The following is a 16,428-nucleotide window of genomic DNA, read 5'->3' on the forward strand; positions in this document are numbered from 1 at the left end:
CCATAAAAAACAACTACCAAAAAGTATTTTTCGCTTGTTCTATCTTCACATGACGATAAGTAAGGAATTAAGTTAATGCGTAGCTATCTTGCTGTGAATTTTCATTCTTCATTTTTTTGCAGTTTAGATACTCTCCATGTCCTACCTTCCCGATAAATGTACCGTCTTTTACAATCACGTCTCCACGTGATAACACAGAAGTAATAACGCCTTGAACTTGTTCCCCTTCAAATACACTATAGTCTGTTTTGTGATACTGAGTTGCTTTCGTAATCGTCTTCGTCTGGTTAGGATCAAAAATTACAATGTCAGCATCACTTCCTACATTAATGCTTCCCTTTTTCGGATAGAGTCCAAACTCTTTAGCAGGATTTGCACATAACACTTCAACAAATTTCTGCAAAGAGATACGCTTCTCGTGAACACCGTAGTGATAAATGATGGAGAACATTTCCTCAACACCAGGAATACCGTTTGGAATCTTTGCCCATACATCTCGACCAAGTTGCTTTGAATATTCGCCTTCAAAATTAACTGGTGAATGATCCGAGCCAATGGTTGTAATGACGCCTGAGTTCAGACCTTCCCAAAGGGCATCTTGATGCCATTTTTCGCGAAGCGGTGGTGCACAAACATACTTTGCTCCTTCGAAGTTTGGTTGATTAAAATAACTAATATCTCTCGCTAAATAATGAGGACAAGTCTCCGCCAGAACATTCACTCCTCGTTTTTGAGCGAGTTCAATGACTTCCTTTGCCTCTGTACAAGATACGTGTACGACACGAACTGGCGCATTAGCCGCTTGAGCAATAGAGATTGCTCTGAAAGTTGCTTCCGCTTCTAGGATTGGAAGTCTCGTATATCCATGATTAACTGGCAATGTATTTCCAGCCGCAACTGATTCTTCAACGATTTGATCAATAACGTCCCCATTTTCACAGTGAACATTCGTTAAAACCCCTAGTTCTCCTGCTTTTTTAAGGACTTTGTATAACTGGACATCATCTACGATTAATCCAGCTTTTCGGTAAGACATAAACATTTTAATAATCGCTACACCTTCATTGACCAAAACAGGCAGATCTTCAAGTAAACGATCATAGTAATCAGCATTTATAATTGGTTGAAGCGCATAGTCAATGCACGCATTCTTTGTCCTTCTATTTTTCCAATCTCTGAAATTCTCCACCAAATCTAGGTCTTTCTCTGGTTCAACAAAGTTTACAACTGTTGTGATTCCACCAGCAGCCGCTGCTCTTGAACCACTTTCAAAATCATCTGCGGTGCCTATGAAGTCGAAATGGGTGTGGACATCGACTCCTCCTGGAAAGACATATTGACCATTTGCATCAATCACGTCGTCATCCACGTTCGGAGTAATCTCATTTGATATCATCGAAATTTTGCCATTTTCAATCAGGATATCCGCCTTATAAATATCTGAAGGACTTACAATTACGCCATTTTTAATAATCTTTCTCATTACTCATTTCCTCCTTAATATTTACATCGTTCATGTTTTTTAAGTACATAGAATAGGATTGTTTCATCATACAGATCCTTGAGATTTTCAAATCCCTTTCCCTATTAGAATGACAGCGCTTTCTAAATCACTTTAAAGAATTACTTCGTAACAAATTGTGTAGTAGCTGGATGATTTGCATCTACGAATTCTTCAAACGTAATATCAACTGCACCATTTTCAAGTAATTCCCCGCCAAGTTTTTCTAAATTTTCTAAGTTAGAAATAATCGTCAGAAAATGATTTCCAGAAAGATTGCCTACCTTACTAGTAAACACACAACTTCCGTACGGTAGAAGTAGTTCAGCTCCAATCGAACCTCCTGGGTAAAACAGAATCTCACCTTTCGAAGGGTATGTAGTATGATTTTCATTTTCTAACTCCATATCATCTAGAGGAACCCAAACGGCTTCACCACACCAACGGCAATGAATGGTTTTGTTCGATAGTGGCAATAATTTTTTAAAAACTTCACATGTCTTTGGAGCTTTCTCTTCCTCCAGTTTTGCAATAAATTCGTAGTTCCCTGCTTTGATTTTAATTAACGACATCTTACAAACCTCCTATATATTTTAATAGTTCTGTAAAAACTAAGGCCGTTTCCTAATATTTTTTACCTTCTTATTAGAGTTTTGCATTCTCGCATATCGACTACTTTTTTGTACAATTGTCATCCATCCATTTAAAAAGATAGTAACTTCACATTGTATACAATTAACAAATATTTACTTTCTTTTTCAACCACCCCTTTCGTTGGATTTATAATATCAAGTATGCCATAACTTTTCAATAATATTTTGAATTTACTGACAAAATAAACAGCACAAGAATGACACAAGAAAGACACAAGATAGTTGATAGTTTTGACACAAGATTTGTACTAAATAATCCTTATATATACCTTGTAAAACTATATTCATATTTTTTAATATTCAAAAGAGCTACAGTTACTAAAAGTTTCTAGCAACGGTAGCTCTTTTTATCATTTTTCTTCTATATCATTATTTCTTCAATTGATAAACAACATTTACACTAGTTAAAATTGAAAAATTGACCTTCAATCCCTCTAATAAAAACCTTAATCTAAGGACCTCACTACTTTAATCATTGAAGATTTATTTTGCTTAATTGAAACCTTTCACTCAACTTAGCAATATAAATTATATGTCGTTAAAGATCGTTTCTAGACTCACTTCCCCTTCAGTTATATGTGCGTTGTCAAAATCGAAACTCGATTCAATTTGATCAAGATGTTCAATCAAGAGCTGTTCCGCAAGATGTTCATCCCTTTGTTTTAAAGCAAATAAAAGTCCGAGATGTTCCTTACAATTACAGACTACTTTTCGAGGACCATAGAAAGAAAAAACTACATAAACTAAGGAGATTAATTCATCTAAATAGCGATAAAAGTAAGGATTCTCTATCATTTCAGCAATGCGTACATGAAAATCGCATGTTAAACGCAACCTTTCAAAAAAATCTTCCTGATCATGCGTCACATGTTCTTCCTTAATAAACAATTCAAGCTCTTCGAACTGTTCTTCCGTTAGTTTTTGGCATGCTTTACGAATAACAACGGTCTCAATTTCCTTTCGTGCTTCACATATTTCTTTTGCTTCTTCTATTGTAGGGCAATAGACAAAAGTCCCTTTGTTCGGAATATTCTTCACTATTTTCTCATGAGCGAGTCTTCGTAATACGTTTCGTATTGGGGTTCGACTGACTCCAAACACCTCTGCCAAAACCTCTTCCTTCATTTGCATATTCGGTCGTAATTTCTGAAAAAGAATCGCTTCTCTAATCTTCTGATAGATATCTTCTTCATTTACAATCACTGATTTCTTCTGTTGTTTCTTCGTAATTTTTTTAGAATTGACAGGAGGTGTACTAGTTTTTTGATTAAGGTGTTGATGATTACTTTGAGGATGAATTTCAGTAGTTCGTCGCGATAGCGGAAGTTTCGTTCCAAAGTATTTCCTTTCCCTTTTTCCTTTAATCACCTTTGAACCATAATAGTAAGGACCATGTCCCTTTCCATTCATACAAGTGCTACAAGTATCCTTTCCACATTTGCGGTATTGTGAAACAATTCTCCACCCATCTACTATAATTGCCATCTTCTTTCATCCTTTCAATTAACTGATGTATTTCGTACTTCCTCAAGGATTACAATAATTAGTTCATACAATCATCATCAATAAAGGTAAGAAAATATTAGATAGAATTGGTGGATAATTTCCATTGAGGTACAAGTACATCCATACATTCTCTCTTTATCAAATTAAAGTATCATATTCGATACAAAGTACTTTTTTCCTGCAAGACTCCTAAAGAATAATAAACAACAAACACTGAGAATCATGAAGTTCGTAAAGTATTCAACTTTTAAAAGTAGAAAAAGCTTGGATAAGGATTTTCCCTTTTCCAAGCTATTCGTTTGCAATACGGATGAAACTGTAGCTATTTGAAATTCATCCGTTACGCTTCCACTGTTTTATTTTTATAACGATTCGTACTAGAACCTTTTGCTGTTTCTTTAAGAGTGAATCCTGTAATACCATAAATGAGAGTGAACAATGGAGTAATCATCGCTAAGAAACAGAATGGAATATAGACGAGTGGTGATACGCCTAATGCAGCAGCTGTAAAGATTCCGCTTGCCGTCCACGGCGGTAACGCACAACTTTGTGTCGCACAATCCTCGATGATTCTTGACAGATTTTCAGGACGCAGGTTAAATCTTTCATAGATTGGTTTCAACAATGTCCCCGTCATCACCGCTGAGAAGGAGAAGGATCCTCCCATCCCTAATGTAAAATATGCCGTGAGAATGGAGACGAACACCAACATTCCCCTACTCTTGACTCTACTTGTAATCGATACAACAATCGTTTCAAGAACCCCTGCTTTTTGGAGAAGACCTCCAATACCAAGCGCAAATAAGAAGAGTGCAACCAATGGTAACATACTCGTCAGTCCGCCACGCTGCAAGAGTGTGTCAATAATGTCAATTCCTGACTCCACATAATAGCCATCATAAAACACTTGGAGAATTTGTGTAATTGTTGATGATTGATACAAGATCGCTACGACAGCACCCGCAAGCGCTCCAATGAAGATCGATGTAATCGCTGGGCGTTTCGTGATCAATAGAACAAACAAAATCACAACGGGAATGAACGGAACTACACCAAGATTGAAATGCTCTGCTAAATAAGTGGTTAGCGTTTCAACATCCACTGAGTTAACCGATCCTTTTCCATACCTTAAACCCATGAATGTAAATATAATCGCAGTAAGAACATAGCCTGGTACGGTTGTCCACAGCATATGCTTAATATGAACCATCAAATCTGAACCAACGACTGTCGCTGATAAATTGGTACTATCTGAAAGCGGTGATAACTTATCACCAAAATAAGCACCACTGATAATAGCTCCTGCGGTCATCCCTACAGGAATCCCTAAACTTTGACCAACACCCATCATCGCGATTCCAGCAGTACCTAATGTAGCCCAAGATGAACCAGTCGCCAGCGAAACAATGGAACAGAATAAAAGAGTGGTCACGAGGAAAAATTGTGGAGAGATCGCTTGGATTCCGTAGTAGAGTAAGGCGGGCACAGTTCCAGAGGCCATCCATGATCCGATTAAAACCCCAACGGCTAGCAGTATCATCGATGGCTGCAAGGCTTGAAGCATGGACTGAAAGATGCTTTTTTCCACACTCTGATAGGAATGTCCTAGCCTACTTACAAAAGGAATCAATGTGATTAACGTGATAAACATCATAATCTGTATCGATGCCCCAAAGACAAGCATCCCTGTCGCAATGATGACTACGACCATTGCCAAAATAAACAATGAATAGACTAACGTAGGTTTTTTCACTGTTTCGTTATTCATCTAAACACTCCTTAACGTTTTAAGAAGGAGTACTCCATTTGATTTTATGAAACGAATAAGGTCGACCCTTCGCTTCACTATGCATATGTAAAGTATACCAAGTTCACACTTATTTATAAAATTCTGTAAATTTAAGTATGTCATACCCTCCTTGTATATGAAGGTATATGAGTAACATGAGCTCACGCATCCTTACATTTTCATATAAAATACTCCCATATACTCTGTCATACTGGAGATTTGAACTTTTCACAAAAAAAAGAACTATCGATGAGACGATTGATAAAAATGGCTTTTAAAAAAACACCTAACTCTATAGGAGGCAGCTGAAAAACTTACGTTTTTTATAGGTGATTAAATTGATAAATCAAAAAAGACGACTAAAATTCATTTTTTGAATTAAAAGTCGTCTTTTTTATGCATATGATACCATTTCACCCTGGGTTATTACCCTAATAGTTTTAAAATCCGCTTTATATTTACCGTAAATATCGCCATGGCACCTTGTAATTCCATGCCAATTAGACCCGAGGATTTCGCTACATCATACCCGTGTCTGTGTTTTAATTCGCTATTTTTAGCTTCTATTTTATAACGCTCTTTGGATTTTTCTTTAAAATAGTCGCTTTCCTGAAATTCCATCTGTTCAGTATGTACATTTGATTTAATACTAACAGAATAAGTTTTACTTTTAGCACCTTCCTTATAACAACCTTCTTTAACTGGACAGTGTTTACACTTTTCGATATCAAAATAATAGGTATCCACTTGATTAGCAGCTACGCCTTTTTTACCTTGTCGAGCTTTGCGAATGGCCATATGTCCTGCCTTACAGACATACATTCCAGCATCTTTATTAAATTCAAATACATCCTCTTTCTTACGAGTACCTTGAGTAACAGATGGGTTTAATTTAGCAACTAGTTTTATTTCATTCTTCTCAGTGTACTCAATATTTCCTTTTTCAGAGTAGGCTGCATCACCAATAACCGTTTCAACATCTATTCCAGCTTTTTTACTTTTTTCTATGAGTGTCTCAAGTTGTTTTCCATCATTTTTCTCACCTGAAGTAACTGCCGCGGCTGTGACAATGCGTTCCTCGCTCATCGCAAGATGTGTTTTGAATCCAAAGAAGGCAGTATCGGCACTTTTGTGCCCTATTTTTGCATCTTGGTCCTCGGAAATCTGTAAGTGTTCAATATCATCCTCGACAGTTTCTTTCAATAAATTTAATTGTTCCTTAACTTTGGGGTACTGAACAAGAGTTTCTTCCTTCTCAATTACATCTATAAGTTTTTGACTGTACTCAATTTCATCTTCTAGGGCATCAATTGTAGTTTTATTAGGAAACTTATCTTTCATTGTTTCATCTATTTGGTATACAGCTTTTCGTAACTTTCTTGAGCGATCCATTAAGATTTCTTTAGGTGATTTTTGGTTATACCGTGCTTTTGTGTGGGTAGCATCTACTATAATACTTTTACTTTTGATGATTTCCTTTTCAATCGCAATTTCTACAGTTTTATTGATTAACAAATCTAATAGGTCAACATTTTTTAAACGCAGTTTTCGAAATTTAGTTAAAGAACTCGGATCAATCACTGGCTCTTCAGGAGCCATATCTAAAAAATACTTAAAGGACATGTCGTACTTAGAACGCTCGACAATATCAACATCAGACAAGTCATGGATAGTCTTTAGCAATAAATATTTGAACATGCGAATAGGGTCGACAGCATTTCGACCGTTATCATGACAGTAATTTTCCTTAAGCTCTTCATATACGAAAGAGAAGTCCACAAGTTCATTAATTTTCCGTAGCATATTATCCTGCGGAACGACAATATCATAGATTTGCATAAACGGACTAAAAGTCATTGATTGTTGTTTTTGAATCATAGAACCCACCCACATAGAATTGATACAACCATTATACAATGAAAAAAGGTATTATTTTCTCAAATTCAGAGAAAATAATACCTTTTTAACTAATGTTGATTGGAGCGGAAGGCACGAGACTCCTGCGGGAAAAGCGTGGCCAGGGGAGACCCCGCAGGAGCACAGCGACGAGGAGGCTCCCGGACCGCCCGCGGAATGCGAGTGGCTGCAGCGGAAATCAACACCAATTTTAGAAAGGGACTTTTTCAGTGCCCTCCTCTATAGTCAGGTGTCTATATCCTACGATATACTCTTCTTCGTTTCATACGACTGTTCGGCCTTCATGCTTTGGGGTAGCATTTGGATCGAGTCAATGACACTATCAAGCTTCGTTTCAATGCGATGTAGTAGATAGAATGTCACGACGACAGGAAAGCCAACCTCTTGAATAAAAGGCAGTAGATGTTCCACGAAAAGTTCCTCCTCTCCTATAAATAAAGCCAACTCCCGTTGATGAGAGCTGGCTACCTACATTAAAGTTCAACTGATTCTACATTACGTTCCACAACTCGTGCGCCTTTTTTAGAGACAATCGGTCCACCAGGTGTTAGAAACGCATTGGATGAAACGATGGTGTCCATCGCAGCTGATACTGCCGCTGGATCAACAGGTTCAATTGGGTTTTCAATCGAAACCGTTGCCGTCTTTCCATCCTCATTAATGAATTGCATTTCAAGTGTCTTTGCCATCTGTTATTCCTCCTTTCCTCTTATTCTCCAAAACGATTACTCACCATCACTTGATAGCATGAAGCTATCATTACGCTCAATGTTTGTTAGTTGTAATTCTTGAAGATCGACGATTGCAACCGCTACTGCATATAAATCTTCAGCAGCTACAACAGGGTTAATATTGTTGTAGTTTTTGTTTTTGTACGTCATTTTCCCTTTCTCATCGTATCCATTCTCAAACACAAAGCGTAACTGTGTACGTTGAATATCTTGTGTTACTGCCATGTCCCTCACCTCCTTTTCACTACTGTTATAGAGGAGTAAGGAGGCAAAAGGGGCATCCTCTTTTTATATTTTTTTATAACAACCACAAACAATCTCTTTAGATGGTTCTCCCCTCTTAGTACATCAACCCTATTACGGTTGTAGTAGTTGTTGTTGTTTATTTTGTCCACGTGTCGTGCATATATCGTATGACGAGTTGTCACGTATCGTGGACGTTTTGCATATAAGCCATCTCAGTCCAATAAATTCACAATTTCGTCACAATATACAAACTGTTAGTTTTACTTTCAAGAAAAATACAATCTATCAGTTCGTGTACGTTGTTCCTAATCTAGTATTTACTAGTTTTAGGGGGGATTTTTATGTTTAAGCTAATTGGTCAAAGAGTCCGAAAGTATCGATTGCTGAAAAATTATACCCAACAAGAACTTGCTAAAGAGATTGATCTTTCATCACAATACATCAGTCAAGTTGAGCGTGGAATGGCCGCAGTTACACTAGAAACTCTAGAGAAGATTTGCCTCGCACTTGATATATCGATTGAAAAAATTTTTGTTAACTTTGAAAATATCGAACGTGTGAAAAATAATGCTGCTCTTTTATCAATCATCGAGCTAATGGAAGACCAGCCTACCGAAGTTCTCGAAGAATTACTGAACATTAATATAGCAGTAATTGATTCAATTCATCATCTTCGCTCAAAAAAATAGCGTAAACTTCTGTTTTACTTGTACCTGATACAACATAGAAATCACCCTAGGAAATATCCCCAAAACAACAACCTCAAAAGGAGAGAACCTCATGTCACAAGTTCAAAATGAATATGAAATTAATGACCGAACAAATGCCATTCTACCGGTTGCTGAAGTTGAATATTCAGCCCTGGTCATGGAGGGAGAGAAGAGAATAAAGGTCAGACAAACCCCCTTACAGATCATTAAGGCTGCTTGTTTAAAAGGTGGCGCTTCCTATGAAGGTAGACGTAAGGCCGTAACCTATTTAACTAGCGCTGTTCAGAAAGTCCCTATTCCTGTAAATCCTAGAAGAAAAATCTTCGCCTTCCCCACTCATTCCCCAACAAGTTTTGAGTGCCACTGGATTTTCTTCCATCAAGTCAAATCAATCACTCTACCTAAACATACACATCCAACGATTCAATCTATGATTCATTTTAAAGACAATCAAACACTTCCAATGAAAGAATCTTATTATATCCTACATAAACAATATCAACGTACTGCTATGTGCATTTTGCAATATTCAATCCCTGATCATTTGCAAACGCATTCAATGATAAGCATATAAAACAAACCTCGAAAAATATCGCAAAAAGGACGGCTACTCATATGAACGGAAATTTAATTGTAAATGACAGACCCTTACTCATCATCCCTACTCTTGCCAAAATGATTGGATTAAACGAAAGTATTATTCTTCAACAGTTCCATTACTGGTTGATGCGAAGTACGAAAGTGTATAACGATAAGAAATGGGTTTATTTTACGTATGACCAATTAGAGGCGCAATTCCCCTTCTTGTCAAAAAGCACGATTAGAAGAACAATCTCTAAATTGGAAAACTACGGTTATATCTCTTCCGACAATTTTAACAAAATGAAAATGGACCATACAAAATGGTACACTATTAATTATGAGGGTGTATATGAACTAACGGGCGATGTCATCAGTCGTGGAATTTCTGAACATCCTCCAATAGAAAAAGTAAGTTCAGAATCTAACAATGATATCCAATTGAATGTTCCAAATAGCACAGACGATGTGCTCAAAATGGACAGCCCACCTGTTCAATATGAGCAAAAGGAGTGCTCAACCTGGACAAACGATGTGTCCAAAGTGAACAGAGCAATACCAGAGAGTACTTCAGAGATTACAACAGAGAATACTTTAGAGACTTCTTCTTCAAAAAATGCAGAAGTTGAAATAGAAGCAGTATTCAAATTTTTCATCCAAAATGGCTTTGGAAAAATCGGAAATTATTATACGAGGATTATAAGAACGTGGTGTGCCAATATGTCCTGCGAACTGGTCATAGAGGCCATGAAAGTAGCTCTCGAAAATGGATCGACCCGCTGGAATTACGTGGAGACGGTTTTAAAAGATTGGAGTAACAAGGGATACCAGACGATGAGCGAAATACATGAAGCACGTCTTACATACAAGAGGCAAAAACTGCAACAAAGCAATAAAAAGCCAATACGGAAAGAGATGATTCCAGATTGGCTAAAAAATGATACACAACCTAATAAACCTAAACCCATATTTGAAATGGAATTTGAAGAAAAGAAAAGGCTGTTTGAGGAGAGGCTTAGGGCTTGATGTTGAGTAGACCAATTGTTTAATTTTTATTTTTATTTATTAATTTGATTAGCACATCAGTATATTTCAACAACACTAAATCAAAATATGTTCTTTAGTTCTTCAGAACAAATCTGCACTTTGGATAGGTGCTACAACCCAAAAATCTTCCGAATTTACTATTGCGTTCAACAAGATCCGAACCACACTTAGGGCAAATATTAGCATTTATTTTATATTGGTAAAATCGTTGTGAATCTTTAATATTCTTTACATGCTGTTTTTTCTTGTTTCCATCAGCTTTTAGTACTCTCTCTAATTTGGCAGTGATATGCTGGACTTCACCAACATTCAATAAATTACTTTTATGATCAAGAATGGTACTTACAAGTCTTGTGGAATACACAACTCTTACATCCGAATTGCCCGTTTCAATTTTTTTAATTGTAGCACGATGGCTAAAGGAAATAATAGAATGATAGATTTCTTCGTTCTGAATTTCTAAGTATTCCTTCAATGCTTTTATGTGGCCGTAGTTTTGCCAAATCGGATTGTAAAACTTTTCCTTCCGTTTATAAATAACTTGTGTCCAGTACTTGTCCTTAGAGTCACCATAAATCCAACCTTTATAATTCTTCGTCTCTATCACAAATATTCCATACGGCGAAACGACAACATGATCAATTTGTGATGTTTTTTTATTTTTCAGTGGGATTAGGACATCATTAAACACCATGTACTTCTCTTTATCAAGCTTGTTTAAATAAATTCGTACGGCCGCTTCTCCTATAAAACCTTTTACTTTTGGGGCACCTAAAACTATAAAAATTATAATTAGCAGTATTGCTAGTAGTTCCATTTATTTACCCTCTTTTTATTTTAATGATTTTATGTCTAGCAGTTTTCTTCATCTAAAAACGTGCGAAGCAGAGTAGTCATAATAACTTATTGGGAAGGTTGTTTCTATCGCAACCTCCCTCATAACTTATTCTTGTGATTCCAATTCGGTTCTACCTTTTATTAAAAATCTTCATCTGGGGTGTATAAATCCAAATCTATGATATACATTTTCAAAAATGGAAATAAAGTAAGTTTCACTAATCGAAAGTATCTTACTATAGGGATCAGCCATTACTTTTTTTTGATGTGTCTATTAATCTAGCCTTTCCCTCTTCAATTTCATCCAGATATTTTGTGAATTCTGACACCCCAGAATATGAAAGACATAAAATCTGTTTTGCTCTTGTCATGCCGATGTATAAAAGTGATGCTTCACGCTCTTTATCATCTTCAAGAGCAAAAGGCATATTATCGATGTTTACAATAAAGACAGATTGAAAATCTAATCCTTTACTACTATCAATCGTGCTAATTTTCACAGATTCCTCATCTTTATCATAAGAACGCTTAGATTTTTCATCTTCTGTCAACCAAAAGTAAGGAATTCCTTCCTGTTTTAGTATTCGTTGAATCACATGTATTATATTAATTTTGTTCGTTTTTTTCACTCTGTATAAAATCAACATTTCTGAAAATGGTATCTTTCTTTGATGGTTGAGTTTTTTTATAAGTTTGGAAACGATAACCATTTCTTTAACGAAGTTATCTGCTTTAATAATTACTGGTTCTGGACCTTTTCTCCTTGTGCTTTGTGGTGCGATAATTTCACCTTCAAATTCACGATTAACCACTTTATTTTTAAACTGTGAATTATTTCGGTAAAATTCCCAAGCAAATGATACAATTTGAGCAGTGTTACGGTAATTTATTGACAATATTTTAGAGCGTCCTTGAAAGCTTAATCCTGTATCCTGAAGATAGCTTCGTTTTCTTTTATAAATTGTTTGAGCTCGATCCTCTACTAATAGCAATGATTGTGTATCTTCATTCAGAAGTTTACTAACAAGCGAAAGCCATTCAGCTTCAAAGTCTTGACCCTCATCAATTAAAATCGCATCATATTTTGGTAATATTGCTTCCTTATTTTCGAGTTTTTCCAGTATAGTAGGTATTTGTTTCTCATGTATATGAAGTTCTTTCTTTAACCACTCATGAAAATTATAAACCTCTATATTTCCATTTTTACTTAGTGCATCTGTTTCTTTACTGAAATCGAAATCAAAGAGATTATCTGGTTCATTTAGCATGTGAGTAACCATATGACGGATGTTTTGCGCTAACGAGATGTTATAACATAGAATAAGGATTTTCCAATTCGGATTTTGTTTTGATAATAACTTTGCTCGACTAGCTAATATCAATGTTTTTCCACTACCTGCCACACCACGTATCAGCCTATTCTTATCACCAATTTGTTTTGCCAGGTTCTCTTGATGTAGATCCATAGCTTTAATATCATGTAATGATAGTAGTAACTGATCTTGATAAGGTACTGGCGGCTTGAATTCTGCACTTATTCGAACTTCAGGAAATAAGTGATAACGAATTGCGTTAATATCTGTATATTCCAGTGGCTGTTTTAAGCGAAATGGCACAATAAACATATTTAGGATTTTTTCATGAAGATTTTCTTCTGAGAATGCATCCTTTTCAGGATCAATTTCATCCCGTGTTAAGCAAAGACTTGGATCAATGACACTATATAAATTTTCCTGAATAAAATCCTTTTGATATAACCTTGTGAATACAGTTCCATACCCGTAAGGGAACTTTAATTGAAACTTATATTTGCCATCTAATTGGACTAAACTCTTATCCTTTTTAAGGACATTTACAATATGAAACATATTATCTCGTGCCTGTTTAATAGGACTCTTCACCACTGCCTGTTGACCACTTGAACTAACAATTGCCCATTCGTCTGGATTAATCTGAAGCAAAGTACTTTTGGTATAGTCCTTCACTTCTAATACGACAAGGCCTAAATCTGGGCCAATGATAACAAAATCAGGTCTTCTACCATGTATTTCTGGTTCATAATAAACAATATAATCATCAGGTAAATACATCTTCAAAGTTCGGAATAATAACCTTTCGCCAGTTGTAGCGGAGGATCGTATAGACTCAGGGACAGTTTGCGCCATTTTACCCACTCCAAAATTTCTACATTTTTCTAAATTATACCACAAAATTTTACAAATCTCTGTAAATTAGTAGTTAAATATGAATATTGTCATGGGATAGTTCCAGTGTTGCCATCTTTTTGAGCCACCTCTGCCATAAAAATGACCCACTACTGACATAAAGAGTACCATTGCCTAGAAAAAGCCCTACAGGGCCAATTTTATATCTGCAGGGCCTTTCTTAATAAAACCTTAATTAAACCTTTTATTGAAATACCCCATAATTATTTTTCTTAAGCCCTTATAAATATCCTGCTCAGTCCAGATCTGGGGGAATGGTTATCTAATAGATTTGTCTTTAGTTCCTCAGGGAATCGGCACCAGTGCTTGTATCCAGTCTTATAATAATAATCCTCTATTTTCATTAGGTCATCTCTCGTTATATTAGTCATATCAAGCTTGTCCACCTAATCCATGACGCTCTCGCATGGATATTTCACCATCTATCAAAATTTGATAAGAGTCATGGACAATGCGATCTAAAATTGCGTCAGCTAGAGTACCTTCTCCAATCTTTTCATGCCACCCTCTAGGGTCAAATTGGGAACAAAATATTGTAGAACCTTGTTGGTGTCTAGCTTCTACAATCTCCAAGAGATCCCTAGCTTCACTTTCCCTTAATGGTGTAAGAAGCCATTCATCAAGGATGAGTAAATCGACTTTTTTATATTTTTTCACTACCTTGCGGTAAACACCTTCTCCTCTTGCGATAGAGAGTTCATCTAATAAATCTGGCAATCTAGTATATTGAACTTTGTAGAATTGGCGACAAGCTGCAATGCCAAATGCACAAGCTAGATATGTCTTTCCATTTCCTGGAGCCCCTTTAAGAATGATATTGTGGTGGTCCTCAATATATTGTCCAGAGGCTAGGCGAAGAATTTGTGACTTATCTAGCTTTCTATCTGGGTGATATTCGATATCTTCAATAGAAGCCTGCGTGTCACGCAATTCCGCACTTTTAATCAATCGTTCTAGTTTACTATTTTGTCTGCGGGTCCATTCCAAATCAACAAGTATTCCAAAACGGTCTTCAAAAGATAGGTCTTGATAATCAGGGTTTTTTAACTGCTCTACATACATCTCTGCCATGGCAGACATTCTCATTTCGTTTAATTTAGTTAATGTGCTTTCATTTGTCATTGTTCTTACCTCCATAATATTCGGATCCACGAGTGAATCCATAATCATTTGTCTGCTTTTCCTTTTTTGGATCTTTTGTTTCTTTCGATTCAGATAGTTTATCTTGTCCAGTCTTTAATATCGTTTGTATACTTTTAAGTGTAGGTCTTGGAGTATAAGATAGAGCTCTTTCACACGCTTTTTCAACACGCTCTATAGAATGCCTATCTGACAGTTTTATTAATCCAAGACAGGATTTCAGGGCTTGTTTTTCCACTTTATAAGAAGCTAGTATACTCTTAACCGTGGCTAGTGTACTTTCACCTGCAGAGGTTGCCCAATCCAAAACATACTCTTTATTGAATTCAAGAAATTGTTTGTGTTCCTTTGGCATATGATCTGGAATAGTAATTGACTGTCCGAGTTTACCAGTGAGTTTTTTATGGGATGCAATTCGAAAATTTTTATAAAAAACCTCCACAATGGTTCTCGTTACACGAACATCTACACGACGTTGGATATAATCATAAGGAACAGAATAAGACATATTGTCTACATTTATGTGATAATCATATTGTACGGTCGCCTTTAGCCAAGTGGCCATCTCGTACGGGGAAACAGGCAACGGCATTAGCGCAAACTTTTCTTCTTCTGTAAAGGCTGTATGCCTGTTCCCCTTTTTCTTTTGAAATGGTTTTGTATTAAATTCTTGAAGCTTTTCTTTAATAGCTTCATTTAGTTCCGCCAGAGAGAAAAATTTCTGGTTTCGTAGTGAAGCAATAATCCAAGTTGATATATCTCCAACTGCCCCTTCAGCACTCGGTTTATCCTTTGGATGACGTACACGTGCTGGAATAATCGTTGTTTGATAATGTTCAGCCATCTCTTGATAGGTTGGATTAATGATAGGCTCAGATCGAGAGGCTTTGATTACCCCAGTCTTTAAATTATCAGGAACAATAATCCGAGGTACACCACCAAAAAACTGTAGGGCGTGAATATGGGCTGTAATCCAATTTTCGGTGTCCATAGATAAGAAACCCTCTACATAAGCGTACTGACTACACGATAGGGCAGAGACGAATATATAGACAGGAATATCTTCGCCAGTCAAATTATCTGTTAGACTCATAGTTTGACCAGCCCAATCCACTTCCAGCTGTTCGCCTGGCTTACGTTTAATACGCATAGTTGCTTTTGTTTTCCTAGCGTAATCATGATAGAAACGGCAAAACTGCCTATAGCTATAGGGGATTTCATCACTCGCCCTACAACTTAAACAATACTCATCCCACAGGAGAGCTAAGTTCACTCCCGGCTTAGCTAATTCCTTATGGATGTGTTCACAATCTGGTTTTCTCCTGAAATTAGATGCTTCATGCTTTTCTGGAAACAGAAGTTCTTGAAGATCGCTATCTGTCATATCCTCCTCGAATGGCCAAGAAATATTTAACTTTTGAGCCCTTTTAACTACCTCTCTAATTGTATTTCTCGAGTTGGCACAACTAGAAGCGATCCCCCTTTGACTTACTCCTTGGGCATGTAGCCTAAGGATTTCTCGGTATTTAACCACAAAAAAACCTCCT

General features: G+C 36.5%; 15 protein-coding genes. 3 read left to right on the forward strand and 12 right to left on the reverse strand.

From position 1 onward, the window contains the following. Window positions 1-67 precede the first annotated feature (67 nt). The 8 genes from hydA to ACWPVE_RS00845 all read right to left on the reverse strand — a co-directional run bounded on the left by hydA (window position 68) and on the right by ACWPVE_RS00845 (window position 8,322). Window positions 68-1,483: a dihydropyrimidinase gene (gene hydA, locus ACWPVE_RS00810; RefSeq protein WP_453989961.1), complete on the reverse strand. Its 1,416-nt coding sequence runs from the start codon at window positions 1,481-1,483 to the stop codon at window positions 68-70. 140 nt (window positions 1,484-1,623) lie between these two features. Next, window positions 1,624-2,073 (reverse strand): DUF3830 family protein, encoded by a 450-nt coding sequence (locus ACWPVE_RS00815; protein ID WP_453989963.1) that lies wholly within the window; start codon window positions 2,071-2,073, stop codon window positions 1,624-1,626. 609 nt (window positions 2,074-2,682) lie between these two features. Further along, on the reverse strand, window positions 2,683-3,639 hold the full coding sequence (locus ACWPVE_RS00820) for an FCD domain-containing protein (protein ID WP_453989965.1): 957 nt from the start codon (window positions 3,637-3,639) through the stop codon (window positions 2,683-2,685). A gap of 361 nt (window positions 3,640-4,000) precedes the next feature. Continuing rightward, complete coding sequence (nhaC, locus tag ACWPVE_RS00825) at window positions 4,001-5,428, reverse strand: Na+/H+ antiporter NhaC (RefSeq protein ID WP_453989967.1); 1,428 nt, start codon at window positions 5,426-5,428, stop codon at window positions 4,001-4,003. A gap of 447 nt (window positions 5,429-5,875) precedes the next feature. Then, window positions 5,876-7,327 (reverse strand): IS1182 family transposase, encoded by a 1,452-nt coding sequence (locus ACWPVE_RS00830; protein WP_453989969.1) that lies wholly within the window; start codon window positions 7,325-7,327, stop codon window positions 5,876-5,878. A gap of 279 nt (window positions 7,328-7,606) precedes the next feature. Continuing rightward, window positions 7,607-7,777, reverse strand: a complete 171-nt coding sequence (locus ACWPVE_RS00835; protein WP_453989970.1) for a YvrJ family protein — start codon at window positions 7,775-7,777, stop codon at window positions 7,607-7,609. A gap of 62 nt (window positions 7,778-7,839) precedes the next feature. Continuing rightward, complete coding sequence (locus tag ACWPVE_RS00840; RefSeq protein WP_453989971.1) at window positions 7,840-8,055, reverse strand: DUF2922 domain-containing protein; 216 nt, start codon at window positions 8,053-8,055, stop codon at window positions 7,840-7,842. A 36-nt stretch (window positions 8,056-8,091) separates the two neighbouring features. Further along, window positions 8,092-8,322 carry a DUF1659 domain-containing protein gene (locus ACWPVE_RS00845; RefSeq protein WP_453989973.1) on the reverse strand — a complete coding sequence of 77 codons (231 nt, stop codon included), beginning with the start codon at window positions 8,320-8,322 and terminating at the stop codon, window positions 8,092-8,094. A gap of 362 nt (window positions 8,323-8,684) precedes the next feature. On the opposite strand from ACWPVE_RS00845, the gene ACWPVE_RS00850 reads away from it, so the two are divergent. The 3 genes from ACWPVE_RS00850 to ACWPVE_RS00860 all read left to right on the forward strand — a co-directional run bounded on the left by ACWPVE_RS00850 (window position 8,685) and on the right by ACWPVE_RS00860 (window position 10,658). Next, complete coding sequence (locus ACWPVE_RS00850; protein ID WP_453989975.1) at window positions 8,685-9,032, forward strand: helix-turn-helix domain-containing protein; 348 nt, start codon at window positions 8,685-8,687, stop codon at window positions 9,030-9,032. Between the two features lie 91 nt (window positions 9,033-9,123). After that, entirely contained in the window at window positions 9,124-9,627 is a 504-nt protein-coding gene (locus ACWPVE_RS00855; RefSeq protein ID WP_453989976.1) for a competence protein ComK, read from the forward strand. Between the two features lie 41 nt (window positions 9,628-9,668). After that, entirely contained in the window at window positions 9,669-10,658 is a 990-nt protein-coding gene (locus ACWPVE_RS00860; protein ID WP_453989978.1) for a DnaD domain-containing protein, read from the forward strand. A 94-nt stretch (window positions 10,659-10,752) separates the two neighbouring features. On the opposite strand, the gene ACWPVE_RS00865 is transcribed toward ACWPVE_RS00860, so the two are convergent. The 4 genes from ACWPVE_RS00865 to istA form a co-directional block, all read right to left on the reverse strand. Then, window positions 10,753-11,496 (reverse strand): NERD domain-containing protein, encoded by a 744-nt coding sequence (locus tag ACWPVE_RS00865; protein WP_453989980.1) that lies wholly within the window; start codon window positions 11,494-11,496, stop codon window positions 10,753-10,755. 265 nt (window positions 11,497-11,761) lie between these two features. After that, entirely contained in the window at window positions 11,762-13,681 is a 1,920-nt protein-coding gene (locus ACWPVE_RS00870) for a 3'-5' exonuclease (protein WP_453989982.1), read from the reverse strand. 432 nt (window positions 13,682-14,113) lie between these two features. After that, complete coding sequence (istB, locus tag ACWPVE_RS00875) at window positions 14,114-14,863, reverse strand: IS21-like element helper ATPase IstB (RefSeq protein ID WP_453989984.1); 750 nt, start codon at window positions 14,861-14,863, stop codon at window positions 14,114-14,116. Continuing rightward, on the reverse strand, window positions 14,853-16,415 hold the full coding sequence (gene istA, locus ACWPVE_RS00880) for an IS21 family transposase (protein ID WP_341330073.1): 1,563 nt from the start codon (window positions 16,413-16,415) through the stop codon (window positions 14,853-14,855). Before istA ends, istB begins: the two co-directional genes overlap by 11 nt. Between the last annotated feature and the right edge of the window lie 13 nt (window positions 16,416-16,428).

Source organism: Bacillus nitroreducens (genome assembly GCF_964021195.1).